Below are 17,682 nucleotides of genomic sequence, written 5' to 3' on the forward strand. Positions count from 1 at the left end.
AACGGCAAGTGTAGGATTTCAAAGCATCTCAAGATATTGAATGAAGAACAAATGAGGAATCACTGTAGTAGTACTAAAGTACTGCTAATCTTGATGCTCAACCGCTCCCAAAGCTTTTAGAGTGGCAATAGTCGCTAAAGTTACACCCGTAATAGCAGTAACGTTCATGGCTTCATAAGGTCTAGAGCTAAAAAGAATTTTCAGGCATTCACCTGTCAAAATATCCCAAAGCTTAATCGTCCCATCTTCACTGCTACTAGCTAAAGTATTACCTTTAGGATTAAAAGCAACTGACCAGGTTAACTTACTGTGTGCTGATAAAGTTTTCTCGCAATTGTTTGTGCTGACATCCCACAGCTTCACAGTTTGGTCTCCGCTACCACTTGCTAATGTGCAACCATCCATACTAAAGGCAGCGGAATATACGCAATTGGTATGCCCATACAAAGTTTTGAGGCACAATCCGGTGCTAACATTCCATAGTTTCACTGTTTGGTCACCGCTGCTGCTTACCAATGTCGTACCATCAGGACTAAAGGAAACTGACCAGATCCAGTCAGTATGACCTTGCAGAATCCGCAAACATTGCCCAGTGCTAACATCCCACAGCCTTACTGTTTGATCGTGACAACCGCAAACTAATGTATGACCGTCTGGGCTGAAAGCGACTGACCATACCCGATGAGTTTGTCCCTCCAGAATCCGCAAACATTGCCCAGTGCTAACATCCCACAGTCTTATTGTTTGGTCTTCACTACCACTGGCCAGCATCGTGCCATTGGGACTAAAGGCGACTGATAATATTCTATTACTATGTCCGTGCAAAGTTTTGAGACATTTACTGGTGTTAATATCCCATAGTTTCACCGTTAGATCCTCACTACCACTAGCAAGCATGCTACCGTCTGGGTTAAGAGAAACTGATGTAACCCGATTACTATGCCCCCGCAACGTCTTGAGGCATTGACCAGTGCTGGCATCCCATAACCTCACCGTTTGGTCGCCACTACCACTAGCAAGCATGGTGCCTTGAGGATTGAAGGTAACTGACCATATCCCATTACAGTAACCTTGGAAGGTCTTGAGGCATCCACCTGTACTCACATCCCACAGCTTAACGGTTTGGTCATCACTACCACTGGCCAGCGTTGTACCATTAGGATTAAAGGCAACTGACCACACCTTGCTACCATGTCCTTTTAGAGTTTTGATGCATCCACCTGTACTCACATCCCACAGCTTAACTGTTTGGTCATCACTCCCACTTGCCAACTTAAGACCATCTAAACTAAAAGCAACTGAATTTATTAAGTCAGTATGACCTTGCAGAATTTGAAGACATTGACCACTGCTGATATCCCACAACCTTAATGTTTGGTCATGACAACCACTAGCTAGCGAACCATGCAAGCTAAAGGCAACAGACTGCACCCTATGGGTGTGTCCCAGTAAGATTTTGATACATTTACCGATGCTGATATCCCACAGTCTCACCGTGCGATCGTCATTTCCACTCGCAAGAATTGTACTATCAGGACTAAATGCGACTGCCCATACCCGACTGGATACCTGTAGAATCTTAATGCATTGACCGCTGCTAACATCCCACAACCTCACCGTTGTGTCTTCACTACCACTTGCCAGTATATTACCATCCGAACTGAAGGAAACAGACCATATTCCACCGCTATGACCCTCTAAGGTTGCGAGGCATTGCCCACTGCTAATATCCCATAGCTTGACTGTTTGGTCATCACTGCCACTAGCGAGAACACGACCATCAGGACTAAAGGTAACTGGCCAAATCCAACCCTTGTGCCCCTTGCAGGTAAGCAGTTGTTTTCCATCCACAACCTGATACAGGCGAATCTCATTATTAGTATCTCCTGTCGCTAAAAGTTTTCCATCAGGGCTGAATGCCACTGAGTGAATCCCCCCTATGGTTTCAGCAAAAACACATTTACTTAGATTGGCATGAGCAAAATTTACATTGTGAAAATTTACGTTGCGTAGGTCTGCTTGCCAAACAGTCAGATAAGAAAAATCATAGCCACTTAGATCCGTCTCTAAATAACAAAGCAGATTGAGAATATTACCAGCCGTATACCCTGGTTCTAGCGGAGATTCTTCTCGCAGTGTTGCAAGAATTTGAGTTAACCGACTTTCAATATTTTTTTTGCTTCTTAAGTGGTTAAGTAACCCATCTATAACTGGTTTAAGGATAAGGCGAATCTGAATATCTTTAACATAGTCTTTACCAGTCGCCTTTATTAAAGTATGACGCCTAAATAAATCAATATTCTGAGTGACAATCTCTTCACAGACCTGTTCTATCAATCTACTAGTCATATACTCCATGACCACAGGCTGAAGTGTGAATAGTGCTTCACTTTTTTCAATCAGCGTAGGCGTTGGCATTAGCGTACCCCTACGAGGAAGCAAGCTACGCGCAGCCTCTCGTAAAGAAGCCTTCTCGATTAGCGATCGCCTTCCTAAAGATTCCAGAGCTTCTAGTAATTTTGCTTGCGGTACTTGTGATATAATATCACCTCGCAATTCTGATAGTGCGATCGACTCTCGATTAATCGCTAGCCAATACATTATTTCCTTTTCTAAATCTGACAAGCGCTCAAACTGCTGCTCTAAGATATCGCGAATGTCTCCAAAAACAGCCGTGTCTTGTTGCAAAAAGTCAGTCATATTACCATCAAAAACATCTTGAATGGTCGTGGCAACTATCTTTAAGGCTAATGGATTGCCTGCGTAACGTTCAATCATTACTTTCCATTCATCCTCTGCCGCTGATAGTCCCTTGAGTTTTAAAATTTCTTGCCCTTCCGCCACCTTCAATCCACTCAGTGGCAATGAGCGAACAGGTAGTGCTTGTCCTTCCAAAAATGCTATTTCTCTAGGTTTTTCACGACTAGTCAACACTAAGCAGCTTTGGTGAGTTGCTTCTCCCACCCGTCTTAAAAGCTCACCATATTCCTCATATCCTTCTCGATAAAGTCCAGCGCGGCTACCACTGCGGAGAATTGATTCTGCATTATCAAGGATCACTAAACAGCGATAATTTTGTAAATAATAGAGTAGTCGCGATACGCGATCGCTAAAACTTTCTGGTAAGTTACTTTCTGTTTCCTGTTCGTCAGATAGAAATTGGATTAAGTTACCTAGAATAATTTTAACAGGCGGTGCTTCTCGTAGCGATCGCCAGATCGCATACTCAAAGTTGTCCTGAATTTTTTGAGCAAACTTTACAGACAGTGCTGTTTTGCCAATACCTCCTATTCCCAATAGTGCAACCAATTGGCAGTGCTCATTGAGAATCCATTGCTCTAGTGTAATAAGTTCTTCTACACGCCCATAAAAAGCGGAATTAAAGATAGCTTCTCCCCAATCTAGACGGGTATTTGAGCTTGAATAGTCATTTTTATCTATTTTTAAGTTAAAAACTGAAAAAAGCTTCTCAATAGTCTGTTTGTCAACTCCTCCTTCCCGATTCAATACTTTCGAGATGGTAGCGGAATATAAACCAGAACGTACACTCATTTCTTCAAGAGTATACCGATTTCCAAAATTTTCTTTTGCTTCTGATTGATGCTTTGCTTCTTTAATTTTTTGTAAACCCTTGGTAGTAAGTGTAACGCCACGCTTACGTCTCCAATTCTGTAAAGTCATGTACTAACTCACTGTTCGTTTAATCACTTTTTATTAAAAGGAATAATCTACTAGGTTGCTATAGATATGGGGTAATAGCCATAACAAACGAGTAATCTCATGTTGCAGAGGATTTAAAACAGGTATATTACCAAAATATTCAGTAGACTTCTTGCATAAGTCGGGAAAAGGGGAAGCGAAAAAGGTTCTGTATTGTCCCCTTCCCCTTTAACCTTTACCCTTTTCCCCTCTCTTGCAAAAAGCACTTTTGCCAGAGGTCTAGTGATAAAAGCTACCTTTGGCATCCACTCATCTCGGTAATTCAACGCCGCTTGCTCAACAGACTATCTAGACTCTAGGGCATTGCTAACATCATTTCTTCAGCCGAAAGTTTTTTTATTGCACTTGCTAACGGGAGAACTATTCCGTATGCATTAGTTATTTAATACTTCGTATTCTCCGTAATATTTTTGGGGCGTAAAGCTTAAGTTCAATCTCAAAATCTCGATTTTCACTGGTAAAGACAGCTCAGAATTGGCAATCTTGATAAGGAAAGTTTGTGTATATCTAGCTTATCAATCAATGAATAAAACTGCTGCACTTAAATTTCCCCGTTTGACAACCTCCAGTCAAAAAAGAGCGATTAAGCGAATCACTATCAATTTGACATCAGATGAAGCCCAAAACCTTGAAAAGTATTGTGAACAGGCAGGCAAACTAGCAATAGACGTGATTCGAGAACTCATTCAAGCTTTGCCTTGACCTACTGAACGTTGATGCCAAGTCTGAAAAGCGCCAGTCCAGAAGAGTTCTAGCTGAAGTAGAAGGTGTTGCAGATTTGGACAAAGGTTTCCAATTTGATTCTGACGTGAGTAATTGCAAGAGCAGTAATCATAAGACATCTCCGAAAAAGAATCTCAAATCCTTATCCTGTCTAGGTGAAAACCTAATTTCTGGAGATGTCTATAAATTAGATCCTCACGACTGTATATTTGCTACTTCAATGCTGTTGTTTGTTGCAAAAATTTTAAACAACATGGGTTAGAGATTATTTTCTAACGAAGATTACGACAGAATAAGGATAGTCACCGAACCAAAAAAATATTCTCTCACTCCTCATTATGCAACTCAATAATAGCGATCGTGTCATCTTCTTTTCGGCGCGCCCACCGTAAATAAGCGCAGCACGCCATAAACTAAATTTTTATGTTCCTCTCAATCATTATAAAAAATTACTACCTCTTACTTTAAGACCTCCAATTAAACCAAATTCTAATGCTTATATCTTGAAAATAAACCAAGGTAAAATTGTTCGCAAATCTACTTTTATTTTGTCAGTGGCAAGGCTCGAATAAGTTCTCTAATTACATCTGTTGCTGGTCTGCCTGTCTGTTCACAATATTTTTCAAGGTTTTTGGCTTCATTTGATGCCAGGTTTATAGTGATTCGCTTGACTGCCCATTTTTTGTTCATACTGAAATAGATAAATCGTGTAATCATAACTTCAAATCCTGATTTTACCTTCCAAATGGAAAGTAACCTAAATATTGGATATACTGAGATACCCTTTCAATAGGACACGTTGTAAATAAATATTACAGGTGTGCTTTACTAATTTACTAACTTGTCTATAAATGATAAAGGAAGAATCAATATTTGGTACTCTATCATTTAATTTTTATCCCTTTTAGTTTAGGCTGTAGTCTAATGCCTACCCGTTCGCTGCGCGTAGCAAGCTATGCGCAACAGCAACTACAGGACAAGAATGACACATAAAGTTGTGAGTGTCTACAACAAGAGTGAGCTAATGATCTAGAGTAAGAGAATCCAAACGCACTTGGCAAATAAAGATAAATTCTAAAATTATCCCTGTCTTTTCAATGTTAATTCATCATTGAAAGTGCAGGTTGAGAGTAATATTATTACTCGATTTACAGAACATATATCTGGCATCTAGTTAATTCTAGACGCTCAAAATTTTACAGCGTTTCAATTAAATTATAAATCTACTTTATTCACCGCAACAACTCAATTAATATTGGCAGAATATCTATTTCTATCATTCTAAATCTAGTCATAATTGAAGATTAATTGCAATTAATTTAGAATTAACAATATTGTAGAAAGCCTTAACCTAAATTTGTACTAAGTTTAACTCAACCTTTGCTTACGCTGTATGCCTTAGTAAGAAGATTGTGTAGTAACTATGGCAAAATACTGTATTTCCATCGGGTTTTAGATGTATTGATACCATTAACCCAGAGTTAAAAGTCAAATTGGAGGTTCTTACGAGTTGCTGATTACTGCATTAAGGATTGGAGATTCATAGAAACTGCAACTAAAGCAATTACATATACTCTGAGCCAAATTAGCTAGAGCGTAGACACATAAGACGCACAGATGCTGCTTTAGTGGCGGAAAACTAGGTGTCTACGCCCACAGCATGACATTTGCATATTTTCTGTGGAGTTTTCTTAACTATTCTTGAGGAGTACAAATGCTTGAGGCTATTGCTGTTGCTTGGTTATTACTGTTTGTTGGCGATTTTCTATCTACATTCTTTTATCACGTACCCGAGCACGTTTTTGGTAGCCTTCATTTAAAAACGCACCACTCCTGGAAGAAGGACTTCCGCCACTATGCTATTTTGACTTTTAATCCCCAGGTTCTTTTAGATGGTATCTTGGGAGCTTTACCTTATGTACTTGTAGCAGTAGTCTTGTGGTCTTTCTCTCCCATTGGCGTTATCTCTGGATTACTGTTTGGTCAGTTTCATGTATGGTGGAGACACATAAGTGTACTAGGTTGGCAAACTCCAAAGCTTGTAAATATCTTATGTCAAATTCTATTTATTACCACTCCTGAGAGACACTGGTTGCATCATCACAAAACCAATTTAGGTTTCGGCGATATTTTCACCTTCTTTGAACAACCTGCACAAATGTGGTTGCGCTGGCTGCGATTACTCAGACTTCGTTTTCGCGATTCTCGGATCTAACTAAAACTAGCGCTTACCTAAATACTTTTTAAAATTACCAAAAGAAGCTGCGATCGCAGCTTCTTTTGGTACACTAAAGGCGATTATTATACTCTCAGAAATACGCTCACCCATATACTCAAAAAGCTAATTCCTAATTTATGAGGAGTAGCAACAAAAGATATAAATCTAACATAGATTTATATCTATGCTTTTATCTAATTATTTTTTTTTAATTTATAGTTATTCTAAGCGATCGAACAGTAAGCGAGTTACAAGGACGGAAAAATACCTCTGGTACAGAGTTTAAAGGTATTTGCTAACGCTCGACTTCGCTGTTATATAGCTAAGGTTTTTGGGAAAACTAGTCTTAATTAGTAAATTATTATATCTCTAGATTTTTATGACAATTCCTCTCTTTTCGGGAGATGCTAGGCGTAGCTTGCTTATACAAAGGGGTACAGATAGCTACGATGAAGGTGGCAGGAGGTTGCAATACAGTGTAAGTTTCTGTTTGAGACACTACGCCAACAAATCAACACTGATTGCTAGAAATTTGCAACCTGCTCTAGATGAGGTGTTTCATGCCCGCAGTTAGCCTCAGAAAGATGCTCAACAAAAAAGAGTTGCCATCTCTTATTCATAACTTAGTCTACCAATTCAACATCGCGATTGATGTTGAACAGGTAGACGGCACGAAACTGATTAGCATTGGGGAGCAAACTGTAGAAAACCGTTATCCAATCGAGGTTTCAGGAGAAATCATCGGTTGGGTTGTTGGGGAAGAACAGGCAATTATACTTGCAAATTTGCTCTCATTTCTGGCAAAGCAGGAAGCTGAAAAGAAAGTACTTGCCAAAGAATTGCTAGAGCGATATCAGGAAATTGATTTGTTTGACGATATCTCGACTCAACTGACAACAAGTTTAGATACGCGACAGATCGGCCAACTTGTGCTGCAAGAATTGAGTCAATTAATTGAATCATCTGCGGGGATGATTCTGCTTTTGAGTCCAGATGCAACTGCGTTTGAAATCATTGCCGAATTTGGAGTGTTTTTTGACCATAATCAGCCGGAACCGGGTAAGGGAATTATCGGCAACATTGTGCAATCCAACCGAGCAGAACTTGTCAATGATGTGCAAGCCGATCCTCGATTAGAAGGGCAAAAAAACGTTGCTGCAATGATTTGCGTACCGTTACGAGCCAAAGAGCGGGTACTGGGAGCGATCGCCATTGGAACGACTAAAACTGACTCATACAAAGCTGAACACCTGAAACTGGTAAGTATCTTTGCCTCTCAAACAGCGATCGCTATTGACAAAGCTGTGCTTTACGAGCAAAGCACTCAAGCAGCCCTCCAGGCAAAAGCCCAAACACAGAAGCTTCAGCAAGCTCTCCATGAGTTGCAATTGGCCCAAACTAAGTTAATCCAAAGCGAAAAAATGTCCAGTTTAGGGCAACTTATTGCCGGAGTTGCCCACGAAATCAACAATCCGGTTAACTTTATTTACGGCAATTTAAAGTATGTTGCCGAATATGCTCAAGACTTGTTGTATCTGTTGGAAAAGTATCAGAAATTCCTACCTGTTGCTCCTCCAGAACTGGAATCAGAGTTAGACAACATAGACCTGGAATTTATTATACAGGATCTCCCCAAACTGCTAGATTCAATGAAACTGGGCACAAGTCGCATTGTTGAAATTGTCCAATCCTTGAAAAACTTCTCCCGCCATGACGAAGCAGAAATGAAAGCCGTTAACATCCACGATGGCATCGATGGAACCTTAATGATTCTTCACCATCGCCTGAAAGCAGATGTTCATCGTCCAGCAATTGAAATCGTTAAAGACTATGCAACACTTCCTCTGATTGAATGCTACCCCGGACAGTTGAATCAGGTATTTATGAATATCCTGGCAAATGCCATTGATGCTTTGGAAGAAGGTATAGAAAATTCGGGAGTCAGGAGTAGTTCCCAATCATCAATCCCCAATTCCCAAATCACTATTCGTACCAAAGTTCTTGACCAACAATGGGTTGTGATTCGCATTGCTGACAACGGTACAGGAATGAAGGAGGAAGTAATTCGCCACATTTACGATCCCTTCTTCACTACGAAAGATATTGGTAAGGGAACTGGGTTAGGCATGGCAATCAGCTACCAGATTGTTGTAGACAAACATGGGGGAATGCTCAAATGTCGTTCTCAACCAGGTGAAGGGACAGAATTCTGGATTCAGATTCCGTTAAATTGTGCATTTGCAGAAGCGACTGAAGAACAGAATTACACTTCTACCTCGCCAACTCGAACCACAGAATTATCCCATACTTCCGATACCGACGGCTTCATTCCATCAACAGCTCCAATGCTCAAACCGACGGATTTGTTGATCCGCCATACTCAACTGATCCAGCGGCTTTCAAAGCATAGTCCAAATGTGGAAGGTGCATCACCCGATCAAATTTACCAGATGTTCCAACGCCACCCAATTTCATTAAGGCTTTACGCCACTTTGTTGTCTTGGTTCTGTTGTTCTAACCCTACCCAAATACGCCATTAAAGAAACCTCAACCATGTTTAACCAACTTGATGAATACAATAGTCAGCTATTTGAAAAATGTCCTGTTGGGCTAGCACTATGTCGAACAGATGGGACGCTAATTAGCATCAATCCCGCCTATGCTGCCATTTTGGGGCGAACTGTTTCAGAAACCCTGAATCTCACCTACTGGCAGATTACCCCAGAAAAATATGCTGCTACGGAGCAATCTTGCCTAGAAGACTTGGAACGAACTGGTCGCTATGGGCCTTATGAGAAGGAGTACATCCACAAAGGCGGGCATCTGGTTCCGGTAAGGTTATCTGGACTGATGATTGATAAAGATGGGGAGCAACTGATCTGGTCTAGTGTGGAGGATATCAGCAACCTTCGACGCGTTCAGCAGGAAGGGCAACATACTGAACAAATCTTGAAACAGAGTGAAGCCCGATACCGTTCTCTAGTAACTGCTAATACACAAATTGTCTGGGTAAGCACACCAGATGGAATTTGCTTTGAACTGGCAAGCTGGATAGCCTATACAGGTCAAAGTATAGCTGAAGCGGAAAATGGGGGCTGGATTGATGCCGTTCATCCTGACGATCGCGCCTACACCGGAGAAGTCTGGAGTGCTGCCGTGGCAAACCTAAGTATGTATCAAATTGAATACCGAATTCGTGGCAAAGATGGCAACTATCGCTACTTTTGGGTCTGGGGTGCGCCCGTTATAGAAGAAGATGGCAGCGTCCGGGAGTGGATTGGCACTTGCACCGATATTCATGAGCGCAAGCTGGCAGAAGCCGAAAATCAGCGTCTTAAAGAACGATATCGCTCGTTAGTAACCGCTACTTCACAGATCGTCTGGGGAGCTACCCCGGAAGGGCTGGGAATAAGTAGTGAAATGCTTACATGGATGGACTATACGGGGCAGAGCGAAGCTGAAGTAGAAGGTTGGGGCTGGATCGATCCAATTCACCCCGATGACCGTGCCAACTCTACAGAAGTTTGGAATGCTGCTGTGGCAAATCGAGGTATCTACCAAACCGAATATCGGCTGCATGGTAAAGATGGCACATACCGCTACTTTTGGGTCTGTGGTGCCCCCGTCCTGGAAGAAGACGGCAGTATTCGGGAATGGATTGGTACATGTACTGATATCCACGATCGCAAACTGGCAGAAGCTGAAAATCAACGTTTATTGGATATGTTAAATCATTCCAGCGATGCCATCATCGTCCGCGACATGAGCGACACAATCTCTCACTGGAATCAGGGTGCCGAAAGGCTCTACGGTTGGACGCGTGAGGAAGTGAAAGACCAATGCATTCACGCATTTCTAAAATCAACCTTTCCAAAACCTTTAGAAGAAATTCTATCAGAGTTTCTACGGGAGGGCACTTGGGAAGGAGAACTGGAACACATCACGCGCGATGGCAGACCGATCACCGTTCAGAGCCGCTGGACTTTGCAACGAGATTTATCCGGTCAACCCTGCGCCATGCTAGAAATCAATACTGACATTACTGCCCGCAAACAAGCAGAAATTGCTCTGCGGCAACTGAATCAAGAACTGGAAGCGAGAGTTGTCGAGCGGACGGCTGCCTTGCAAAATACCTTAGCAGAAGCGCAGGGATTAAATGCCATTTTAGATAACTTAGCTGATGGTTTGTTAGTGGCAGACACCGCAGGACAAATCACCCATTTCAATCCTGCCTTTCTAGCTATGTATGAATTGACAGCTACCGCCCTCAACGGTCACTACCGAGAACTGCCGATATCTGGTTTAGCAGACCTGGTTGCACGAACTCAGTCCCATCCCAGTGAGGTGTTCTCTGCCGAAGTTGCACTGACCAAGGAACGCATTGGTCAGGCAGTGGCAACCGCCATTTTCAAAAAAACGACAGATTCAGAACCCGCTGCCTGCTTCGGTTCGGCATTGCTGATTCGGGATGTGACGGCAGAAAAGGAAATCGACCAGATGAAAACCGACTTTATCTCAACAGTTTCCCATGAGCTACGGACGCCACTGACTTCTGTCCTCGGTTTTGCATCCATCATTCAAGAAAAACTGGAAACCGATGTGTTCCCCATGATTTCTACCGAAGACCGCAAGCTTCAGAAAACGATTAAGCGGGTGGCTGATAATCTCAACATTATTGTGTCGGAAGCAGAACGGCTCACGTCTTTGATTAACGATGTCCTGGACATCGCCAAAATGGAAGCGGGTAAGGTGGAATGGCACATGCAGCCGATCGATCCCAGTGAATTACTGGATTGGGCAACCAATTCTACTGCCGGGTTATTTGAAAGCAATGGCTTGCAGTTGGTCAGCGAGATTGAACCTGGACTGCCTCAAATAGTAGGCGATCGCAACCGTCTGCTGCAAGTTTTAATCAACCTAATTTCCAATGCCGTTAAGTTTACCGAATCTGGTTGTGTCACCTGCCGTGTCAAAGAAGGAAACGACGGTGTTTGCATTAGCGTCATCGACACAGGCATTGGGATTGCACCTGAAGATCAGCCGAAAGTATTCGAGAAATTCCGCCAAGTTGGCGACACTCTCACCGACAAACCCAAAGGCACAGGGTTAGGACTGCCCATCTGTAAACAAATCGTCGATCATCACGGCGGTAGAATCTGGGTTGAGAGTCAACCAGGTAACGGCAGCATATTCTCGTTCATCATTCCCACCTACGCCAGCGATCGACAAACCACTGCTAATCTGAATTTGGATACGCTAGTCAAACAACTCAAAGAACACGTCATCACCAAAAACGCTGTGCTGAACCAAAATTGTAAAACCATTTTGGTTGTAGATGATGACGCCAACATTCGGGAACTGCTCCGTCAACAACTGGAAAACGAAGGCTACAATGTTCGAGAAGCTAAAGACGGCATGGATGCAATTCATCAAATCAAAACAGCCCGTCCCGATCTGATTCTTTTGGACGTGATGATGCCGCAAATCAACGGCTTCGATGTGGCAGCCGTTCTCAAAAACGATCCTCAGACCGCAGATATTCCGATCATCATTTTGTCAATTATTGAAAACAAAGAACGGGGCTACCACATTGGCATCGATCGCTATCTTACCAAGCCCATTGATACAGAAAAACTCCTCAACGAAATTGGCTCACTGCTTTACCAAGGCACTTCTAGTAAAAAGGTATTGGTTGTAGATAAAAATGCATCAGCCTTAAAAACCCTATCAGATGTACTGCAAACTCAGGGATACAGCGTGATTGAAGCTTCCGATCCGCAAGAATGCATTTATAAAGCCCTGTCAGCCAAACCTGACATGATCATCATCGACTCTATATTCTCTCAAGAAGCCGATTTGGTGAAAACCCTACGCTTTGAGAAGGAGTTGGAAAATGTATTTTTTATTATGTTGTCTGAACAGTAATTGCTAGGGAGTGGGGACTGGGAACTTTGCAAAAAGCAAGGGAGCAGAATTTTCCCCTCCGCCTCTTTTTAATGCCCAATGCCCAATACTTCGACTCCCTTCTACTGCGCTACTTCGACTACGCTCAGTACAAATGCTTAATTCCCAATCCCCAATCCCTATGAACCAGAAAATTCTAATTGTTGATGATGAACCCAATATCTTAATTTTGATGGAACAAGCCTTAGAAGCATTAGAAGATGAGGGTGTTGAACTTCTAACTGCTAGAAATGGAGAAGAAGCTCTCGAAACTATCAAAACTGAAAAACCAAACCTGGTTTTTCTTGATGTGATGATGCCAAAAATGAATGGTCTACAAGTCTGCCATATTGTAAAACACGACCTACAAATGACTGATATCTACATTATAATTTTGACAGCGAAGGGACAGGAATTTGATAAACAAAAAGGAATTGAGGTTGGTGCAGATTTATATCTAACTAAACCATTTCGTCCCAAAGAAGTTCTTGAAAAATCAATGCAGGTGTTGGGCTTGTAAGGAAATTATTGAATGATTTTGCCTGCGATCGCTTCCAATTTAACGTAGACGATCGCAGTATTTTCTTTGTTTTGCTAATTCATCCGCAATGGGCGTAGCTTGCTTCTGCAACTAGGCTATTTTGACTTTTAATCATCAGTTTTTTAGATAGAATTAAATACTTTTTAAAATTATTAAAAGTAGCTGCGATCGCATCTGAATTGCGATCTGCATTCACAAATTTAGCGACTGCGAACAACACTACCATCCGGCATAGTGGTAGTGGTGTACATAACAAGCCCCACTGATGTTGGCATTTTTAACACCAGCCAAATTAGCATCAGTGAGGTTGCCCCTGTTGAGAGAAGCTCCGCTCAAATCAGCGCCAGCCAAATCGGCATGATTCAAACCCACATTCTTGAGATTGCCTTTCCGCAAAATGGCAGTGAAAAATTCAGAACCACTCAAATTAGCACAAACCGTAATTACAAATCTTCAAGAGTAGGCGTACAGGTTAGCAGAGCCGACACAAGGAAAGAAAACCTTTCTTCTGCCCCTGCTGATTCAGAAGGTAATTCTGGGAAAGCTTAATTTGTGAGAGCGAGAGGCTTTTGCCAGAAGGAACTAGAATTAGGAAACACCTAGCTGGGTTCTTCTGACTTTTGAAATTAGGAGTGCATGTGTGCCAAAATCCCCTAAATATTTGCTGATTGGATCGACCGAGAATTACAGCGGTAAATCTGCAACTGTTCTGGGTTTGTCTCATCAGCTACAGCAAAAAGGTCTGGATATTACCTACGGTAAACCACTCGGTACGTCTTTCAATTCGTCTGGTGGAACCGTAATTGAGGAAGATGTCCAGTTCATCGCTCTTAGCCTCAATTTGCCGGAAAACCGCGTTGCACCTACAATGCTGGCTTTGGATGAACCAAATGTGCAAAAGCGCTTGCGAGGGGAAGACAAAACCGATTATCAGCAGTCCCTAATACAGCAATATTTACATAAGTCTCAAGGAGATTTGGTGTTACTGGAAGGGCCTGGTGATTTGTCTGAAGGCAATTTGTTTGACTTGTCTTTGCTACAAATGGCTGAAGTATTGGATGCTGGTGTGCTGTTAGTAGCCCGCTATAAATCGTTGCTTTCGGTTGAGGCGCTATTGGCTGCAAAACAGCGTCTAGGCGATCGCTTGATTGGAGTTGTTATCAATGATATCCCTGTCACCCAACTAGAAGCGGTTGAGACTCTCATACTACCATTTTTGGAACAGCAGGGTATTCCGGTGCTAGCAATGCTGCCAAACAGCGATTTGCTCCGCAGTGTGAGTGTTGGCGAACTAGTCAAACAGTTAAAGGCTGATGTTCTCTGTCGCAACGATCGCATGGATTTGTTGGTAGAAAGTCTGGCAATTGGAGCGATGAATGTCAATTCAGCTGTGAAATATTTCCGCAAACGCCGGAATATGGCAGTGGTGACAGGAGGCGATCGGGTGGAAATTCAGCAAGCGGCTTTAGAAACTTCTACCCAATGTTTAATTCTCACTGGGCAACTACCACCCCCACCGTTCATTCTCAGTCGCGCTGAAGAACTAGAAATCCCCATTTTGTCTGTTGACTTAGATACCCTCACTACTGTCGGAATTGTTGACCGCACTTTTGGGCAAGTCCGTGTCCACGAGCCGATTAAGGTTCAGTATATTCGTCAGTTGATGTCCGAGCATTTTGACATTGACCGCTTGTTATCCAAATTAGGTTTAACTCCCGCAGCGGCATTGTCTTAGATTCATGAGTGTATTAAAGGAGGCAGGAGGCAGGAGACAGAAGGAGTAAATCATCCGGGATCGAATCCCGGATGATTTGAAGCTAGTGAAGTAAGAATTCAGTGGAATCTTATTAGTGATGGCTATAGAAGTCACTAGAACTAGGAGTAAATGGATTTAACGGCAATTGATCCCCTGAAACTACCCTCGCTTCCATTGGAGAAAAAAACTGATCTCCCTGACTGTCCAGCCATCTATTTTGCGATTTCTGGTTCTGGGGAAATTCTCTACATAGGCAGAACTGCTGATCTTGCACGTCGTTGGATATCACATCATAGATTTAAAGAACTCATTGATTTGGGAAATGTCAAGTTAGCTTGGCTACAATGCGTAGATCCTTTCATTTTGAAAACTCTTGAGGCCAAGTTGATTTATGCACTCAAGCCAAAGCTAAACGAACAACTGCCATCAAGCCATACACTTTTTTCTTATCTTCACAAAGCCAACCAAAGTACAAGCTCGATAAAAATACAAGGTAGCAAATTAGCGCACGCAATATTAGCGGCTCTGGTTGACGCACTATGTAGTGGGTATGATTTAGCAAAACGATTCGATGGCTCTGTAGGCTTTTTCTGGTCAGCAAGTCACCAGCAGATTTATCAGGAGTTGGCGAAGCTAGAAGATCGAGGCTGGATCAGTTCCGAGTCGATTCTTCAAGCAGGACGGCCAGATAAAAGGCTCTACAGCGTTACAGACTTGGGAGAACAGCACCTCAAAGAGTGGATTGCTCAACCTTGTGAACCCACGCCAATAAAAGATGATTTACTGGTTAAAATTTTTGCTGGCAATATTGTTCCTAAGGAAATTATCTTGGCAGAGCTAGAAAATCACCAAAAAGCCCATCAAAAAAAATTGTCTACGTACCATAACTTAGAACAGCATTACTTTCATAATCCGCAAGAACTGCCAGAATCAGGCAAATTTCACTATTTAACTCTCCTAAATGGCATTAGTTACGAAACACATTGGTTAGCTTGGTGTAACCAAGTAATGGAGTTACTGAACCAAAGAATCGAAAAATAGTCGCAATGTCTAACTTAAGTTTTCTTCGCATCTACACGCTGTTTGGTAAAATATCTGGGTCGTTTAGTCTGATTATCTCCATCTTTGAGCCAATCAACAGACCTTATTAACCTCGATACATTAGCCCAAGAATTGGCGACAATCCAGCAAACAGGTTCTAAAAGAATTGCCTTGCTGGGTTCTCGTCACGTCCCGATAACGCATCAGAATCTTATTGAAATGATGACTTATGCCCTAGTTTTATCGGGTAATCGAATCATTACTTCTGGTGCTACAGGTACAAATTCCGCGGCCATCAAGGGAGCAACGCGGGCTGATGCAAATTTGTTGACAGTGATTCTACCCCAAAGCTTGGAACGCCAGCCTTTAGAATCGCGCCAGCAACTAGAACAGGTAATGCATCTAGTCGAAAATCCCAGTAATGATAATCTGTCTCTGGCGGAAGCTAGTTATTTGTGCAACAAGGAAATTGTCTCCCGTTGCCAACAACTAATCTGCTTTGCGTTTCACGACAGTCGCACCCTGTTACAAACTTGTCAGGATGCAGAAGAACAAAGAAAAGTAGTGACGCTTTTCTACTTTGATTAGTCATTTGTCATTTGTCTTTTGTCATTTGTATTTGACTAATGACTAATGACTGATGACTGATGACTAATAACCAATGACTAATAAGTAATGATAATTTTCTTGTACTCGATCGCTGCTGCTGCCTGTCTCATTTATGTGCCATTTTTGCTAGTAGCTTATGCCCGTGCGCGTATTGGGCCTGAAATGCTTTCTACTCCTCGCGCCCTGTTTGATAAATTGCCACCTTATGCCCAACGGGCTACTTGGGCACATCAGAACACCTTTGAAGCCTTTATGATATTTGCCGCAGCCGCATTGATGGCTTATGTAACTGGTGTAAATTCTTTTACAGCCCAAGTGGCTGCGATCGCCTTTGTGGTGGCCCGTTTCCTATACTCGATTTTTTATATTTTGAATATACCCCTTTTGCGATCGCTCATGTTTGCCATTGGCATCCTTGGCTGTGCCACTCTCTTTTTCTTGAGCATCATCCAAGCTACTAGTTAATTGGGGCTGGGGCATGGCGACTGGGGAATGGGAAAGAGTTTTCCCAATATCTCAATACCCAATCCAAAATCGTTCGACTGAGCGAAGTCGAAGTCCAAAATCTAAAATCCAAAATATTTTATGGCTTCTACTTTTTCTTTTGACATTGTGAGCGACTTTGACCGACAAGAGTTGGTTAACGCTGTCGATCAAGTTATACGAGACATCAAAGGTCGTTACGACCTCAAAGACACTGAAACTACAGTCGAGTTAGTTGAAGAAAGCATTAACGTTAGTACGGACAGCGAGTTTACCTTAGATTCTGTACACACCATTCTGCGAGAAAAAGCTGCCAAGCGTAACCTCTCCCAAAAAATCTTTGATTTTGGCAAGGTTGAATCAGCCAGTGGTAATCGCGTGCGTCAAGAAATCAAACTCAAAAAAGGCATCAGTCAGGAAATCGCCAAACAAATTTCCAAATTGATTCGCGACGAATTCAAAAAGGTACAAGCCTCAATTCAAGGGGATGCTGTGCGGGTTTCTGCCAAATCTAAGGATGACTTGCAAGTTGTCATGCAGCGGCTAAAACAAGAAGACTACCCAGTTGCTTTGCAATTTACAAATTATCGTTAAAAAATTCGTAATTCGTAGTTAAAAATTCAATTACGAATTACGAATTACGAATTA

General features: G+C 42.2%; 15 protein-coding genes. 11 read left to right on the top strand and 4 right to left on the bottom strand.

Annotated features, from left to right (window positions below; genetic code table 11):
- Positions 1 to 84 precede the first annotated feature (84 nt).
- Entirely contained in the window at positions 85 to 3,681 is a 3,597-nt protein-coding gene (locus ACM0OX_RS14270; protein ID WP_414515590.1) for an NB-ARC domain-containing protein, read from the bottom strand.
- Between the two features lie 561 nt (positions 3,682 to 4,242).
- On the opposite strand from ACM0OX_RS14270, the gene ACM0OX_RS14275 reads away from it, so the two are divergent.
- A complete protein-coding gene (locus tag ACM0OX_RS14275; RefSeq protein WP_289796777.1) occupies positions 4,243 to 4,422 on the top strand; it encodes a CopG family transcriptional regulator in 180 nt (59 codons plus the stop codon).
- A 564-nt stretch (positions 4,423 to 4,986) separates the two neighbouring features.
- Here ACM0OX_RS14275 and ACM0OX_RS14280 read toward each other — a convergent pair.
- Complete coding sequence (locus ACM0OX_RS14280; protein ID WP_094348756.1) at positions 4,987 to 5,133, bottom strand: ribbon-helix-helix protein, CopG family; 147 nt, start codon at positions 5,131 to 5,133, stop codon at positions 4,987 to 4,989.
- Between the two features lie 1,024 nt (positions 5,134 to 6,157).
- Between ACM0OX_RS14280 and ACM0OX_RS14285 the strand changes: the two genes are divergently transcribed.
- The 5 genes from ACM0OX_RS14285 (at position 6,158) to ACM0OX_RS14305 (ending at position 13,124) form a co-directional block, all read left to right on the top strand.
- The gene (locus ACM0OX_RS14285) at positions 6,158 to 6,658 is read left to right on the top strand and encodes a fatty acid hydroxylase (protein WP_414515592.1); all 501 of its coding nucleotides are present in this window, start codon (positions 6,158 to 6,160) and stop codon (positions 6,656 to 6,658) included.
- A gap of 382 nt (positions 6,659 to 7,040) precedes the next feature.
- Positions 7,041 to 7,235 (top strand): hypothetical protein, encoded by a 195-nt coding sequence (locus ACM0OX_RS14290; protein ID WP_414515594.1) that lies wholly within the window; start codon positions 7,041 to 7,043, stop codon positions 7,233 to 7,235.
- Positions 7,222 to 9,201, top strand: a complete 1,980-nt coding sequence (locus ACM0OX_RS14295) for a sensor histidine kinase (protein WP_414515596.1) — start codon at positions 7,222 to 7,224, stop codon at positions 9,199 to 9,201. The genes ACM0OX_RS14290 and ACM0OX_RS14295 overlap by 14 nt, the downstream gene beginning before the upstream one ends.
- A 13-nt stretch (positions 9,202 to 9,214) precedes the next feature.
- On the top strand, positions 9,215 to 12,586 hold the full coding sequence (locus ACM0OX_RS14300; RefSeq protein WP_414515597.1) for a PAS domain S-box protein: 3,372 nt from the start codon (positions 9,215 to 9,217) through the stop codon (positions 12,584 to 12,586).
- Between the two features lie 160 nt (positions 12,587 to 12,746).
- Positions 12,747 to 13,124 (top strand): response regulator, encoded by a 378-nt coding sequence (locus ACM0OX_RS14305; protein WP_322712093.1) that lies wholly within the window; start codon positions 12,747 to 12,749, stop codon positions 13,122 to 13,124.
- Between the two features lie 79 nt (positions 13,125 to 13,203).
- Here ACM0OX_RS14305 and ACM0OX_RS14310 read toward each other — a convergent pair whose 3' ends face one another.
- Together ACM0OX_RS14310 and ACM0OX_RS14315 are read right to left on the bottom strand one after the other, a co-directional pair.
- Entirely contained in the window at positions 13,204 to 13,371 is a 168-nt protein-coding gene (locus tag ACM0OX_RS14310; RefSeq protein WP_414515598.1) for a hypothetical protein, read from the bottom strand.
- The gene (locus ACM0OX_RS14315; protein ID WP_414515599.1) at positions 13,365 to 13,571 is read right to left on the bottom strand and encodes a pentapeptide repeat-containing protein; all 207 of its coding nucleotides are present in this window, start codon (positions 13,569 to 13,571) and stop codon (positions 13,365 to 13,367) included. The genes ACM0OX_RS14310 and ACM0OX_RS14315 overlap by 7 nt, the downstream gene beginning before the upstream one ends.
- A 214-nt stretch (positions 13,572 to 13,785) precedes the next feature.
- On the opposite strand from ACM0OX_RS14315, the gene ACM0OX_RS14320 reads away from it, so the two are divergent.
- The 5 genes from ACM0OX_RS14320 (at position 13,786) to ACM0OX_RS14340 (ending at position 17,628) form a co-directional block, all read left to right on the top strand.
- Positions 13,786 to 14,880, top strand: coding sequence for a phosphotransacetylase family protein (locus ACM0OX_RS14320; protein WP_414515600.1), 1,095 nt, complete (start codon positions 13,786 to 13,788; stop codon positions 14,878 to 14,880).
- Between the two features lie 150 nt (positions 14,881 to 15,030).
- Complete coding sequence (locus ACM0OX_RS14325) at positions 15,031 to 15,942, top strand: helix-turn-helix transcriptional regulator (RefSeq protein ID WP_414515601.1); 912 nt, start codon at positions 15,031 to 15,033, stop codon at positions 15,940 to 15,942.
- 84 nt (positions 15,943 to 16,026) lie between these two features.
- On the top strand, positions 16,027 to 16,530 hold the full coding sequence (locus ACM0OX_RS14330; protein ID WP_041565591.1) for a hypothetical protein: 504 nt from the start codon (positions 16,027 to 16,029) through the stop codon (positions 16,528 to 16,530).
- An 87-nt stretch (positions 16,531 to 16,617) separates the two neighbouring features.
- Positions 16,618 to 17,016, top strand: coding sequence for an MAPEG family protein (locus ACM0OX_RS14335; protein WP_414515602.1), 399 nt, complete (start codon positions 16,618 to 16,620; stop codon positions 17,014 to 17,016).
- 120 nt (positions 17,017 to 17,136) lie between these two features.
- Positions 17,137 to 17,628, top strand: coding sequence for a YajQ family cyclic di-GMP-binding protein (locus ACM0OX_RS14340; protein ID WP_012411046.1), 492 nt, complete (start codon positions 17,137 to 17,139; stop codon positions 17,626 to 17,628).
- Positions 17,629 to 17,682 lie beyond the last annotated feature (54 nt).

This window comes from Nostoc sp. PCC 9305, assembly GCF_963920915.1.
Classification (GTDB): Bacteria; Cyanobacteriota; Cyanobacteriia; order Cyanobacteriales; family Nostocaceae; genus Nostoc.

Bases quoted from the DNA above. Each gene is read 5' to 3' on its own strand.
- ACM0OX_RS14270 (WP_414515590.1), bottom strand. From the start codon at position 3,681: ATGACTTTACAGAATTGGAGACGTAAGCGTGGCGTTACACTTACTACC.
- ACM0OX_RS14275 (WP_289796777.1), top strand. From the start codon at position 4,243: ATGAATAAAACTGCTGCACTTAAATTTCCCCGTTTGACAACCTCCAGT.
- ACM0OX_RS14280 (WP_094348756.1), bottom strand. From the start codon at position 5,133: ATGAACAAAAAATGGGCAGTCAAGCGAATCACTATAAACCTGGCATCA.
- ACM0OX_RS14285 (WP_414515592.1), top strand. From the start codon at position 6,158: ATGCTTGAGGCTATTGCTGTTGCTTGGTTATTACTGTTTGTTGGCGAT.
- ACM0OX_RS14290 (WP_414515594.1), top strand. From the start codon at position 7,041: ATGACAATTCCTCTCTTTTCGGGAGATGCTAGGCGTAGCTTGCTTATA.
- ACM0OX_RS14295 (WP_414515596.1), top strand. From the start codon at position 7,222: ATGCCCGCAGTTAGCCTCAGAAAGATGCTCAACAAAAAAGAGTTGCCA.
- ACM0OX_RS14300 (WP_414515597.1), top strand. From the start codon at position 9,215: ATGTTTAACCAACTTGATGAATACAATAGTCAGCTATTTGAAAAATGT.
- ACM0OX_RS14305 (WP_322712093.1), top strand. From the start codon at position 12,747: ATGAACCAGAAAATTCTAATTGTTGATGATGAACCCAATATCTTAATT.
- ACM0OX_RS14310 (WP_414515598.1), bottom strand. From the start codon at position 13,371: ATGGTAGTGTTGTTCGCAGTCGCTAAATTTGTGAATGCAGATCGCAAT.
- ACM0OX_RS14325 (WP_414515601.1), top strand. From the start codon at position 15,031: ATGGATTTAACGGCAATTGATCCCCTGAAACTACCCTCGCTTCCATTG.
- ACM0OX_RS14335 (WP_414515602.1), top strand. From the start codon at position 16,618: ATGATAATTTTCTTGTACTCGATCGCTGCTGCTGCCTGTCTCATTTAT.
- ACM0OX_RS14340 (WP_012411046.1), top strand. From the start codon at position 17,137: ATGGCTTCTACTTTTTCTTTTGACATTGTGAGCGACTTTGACCGACAA.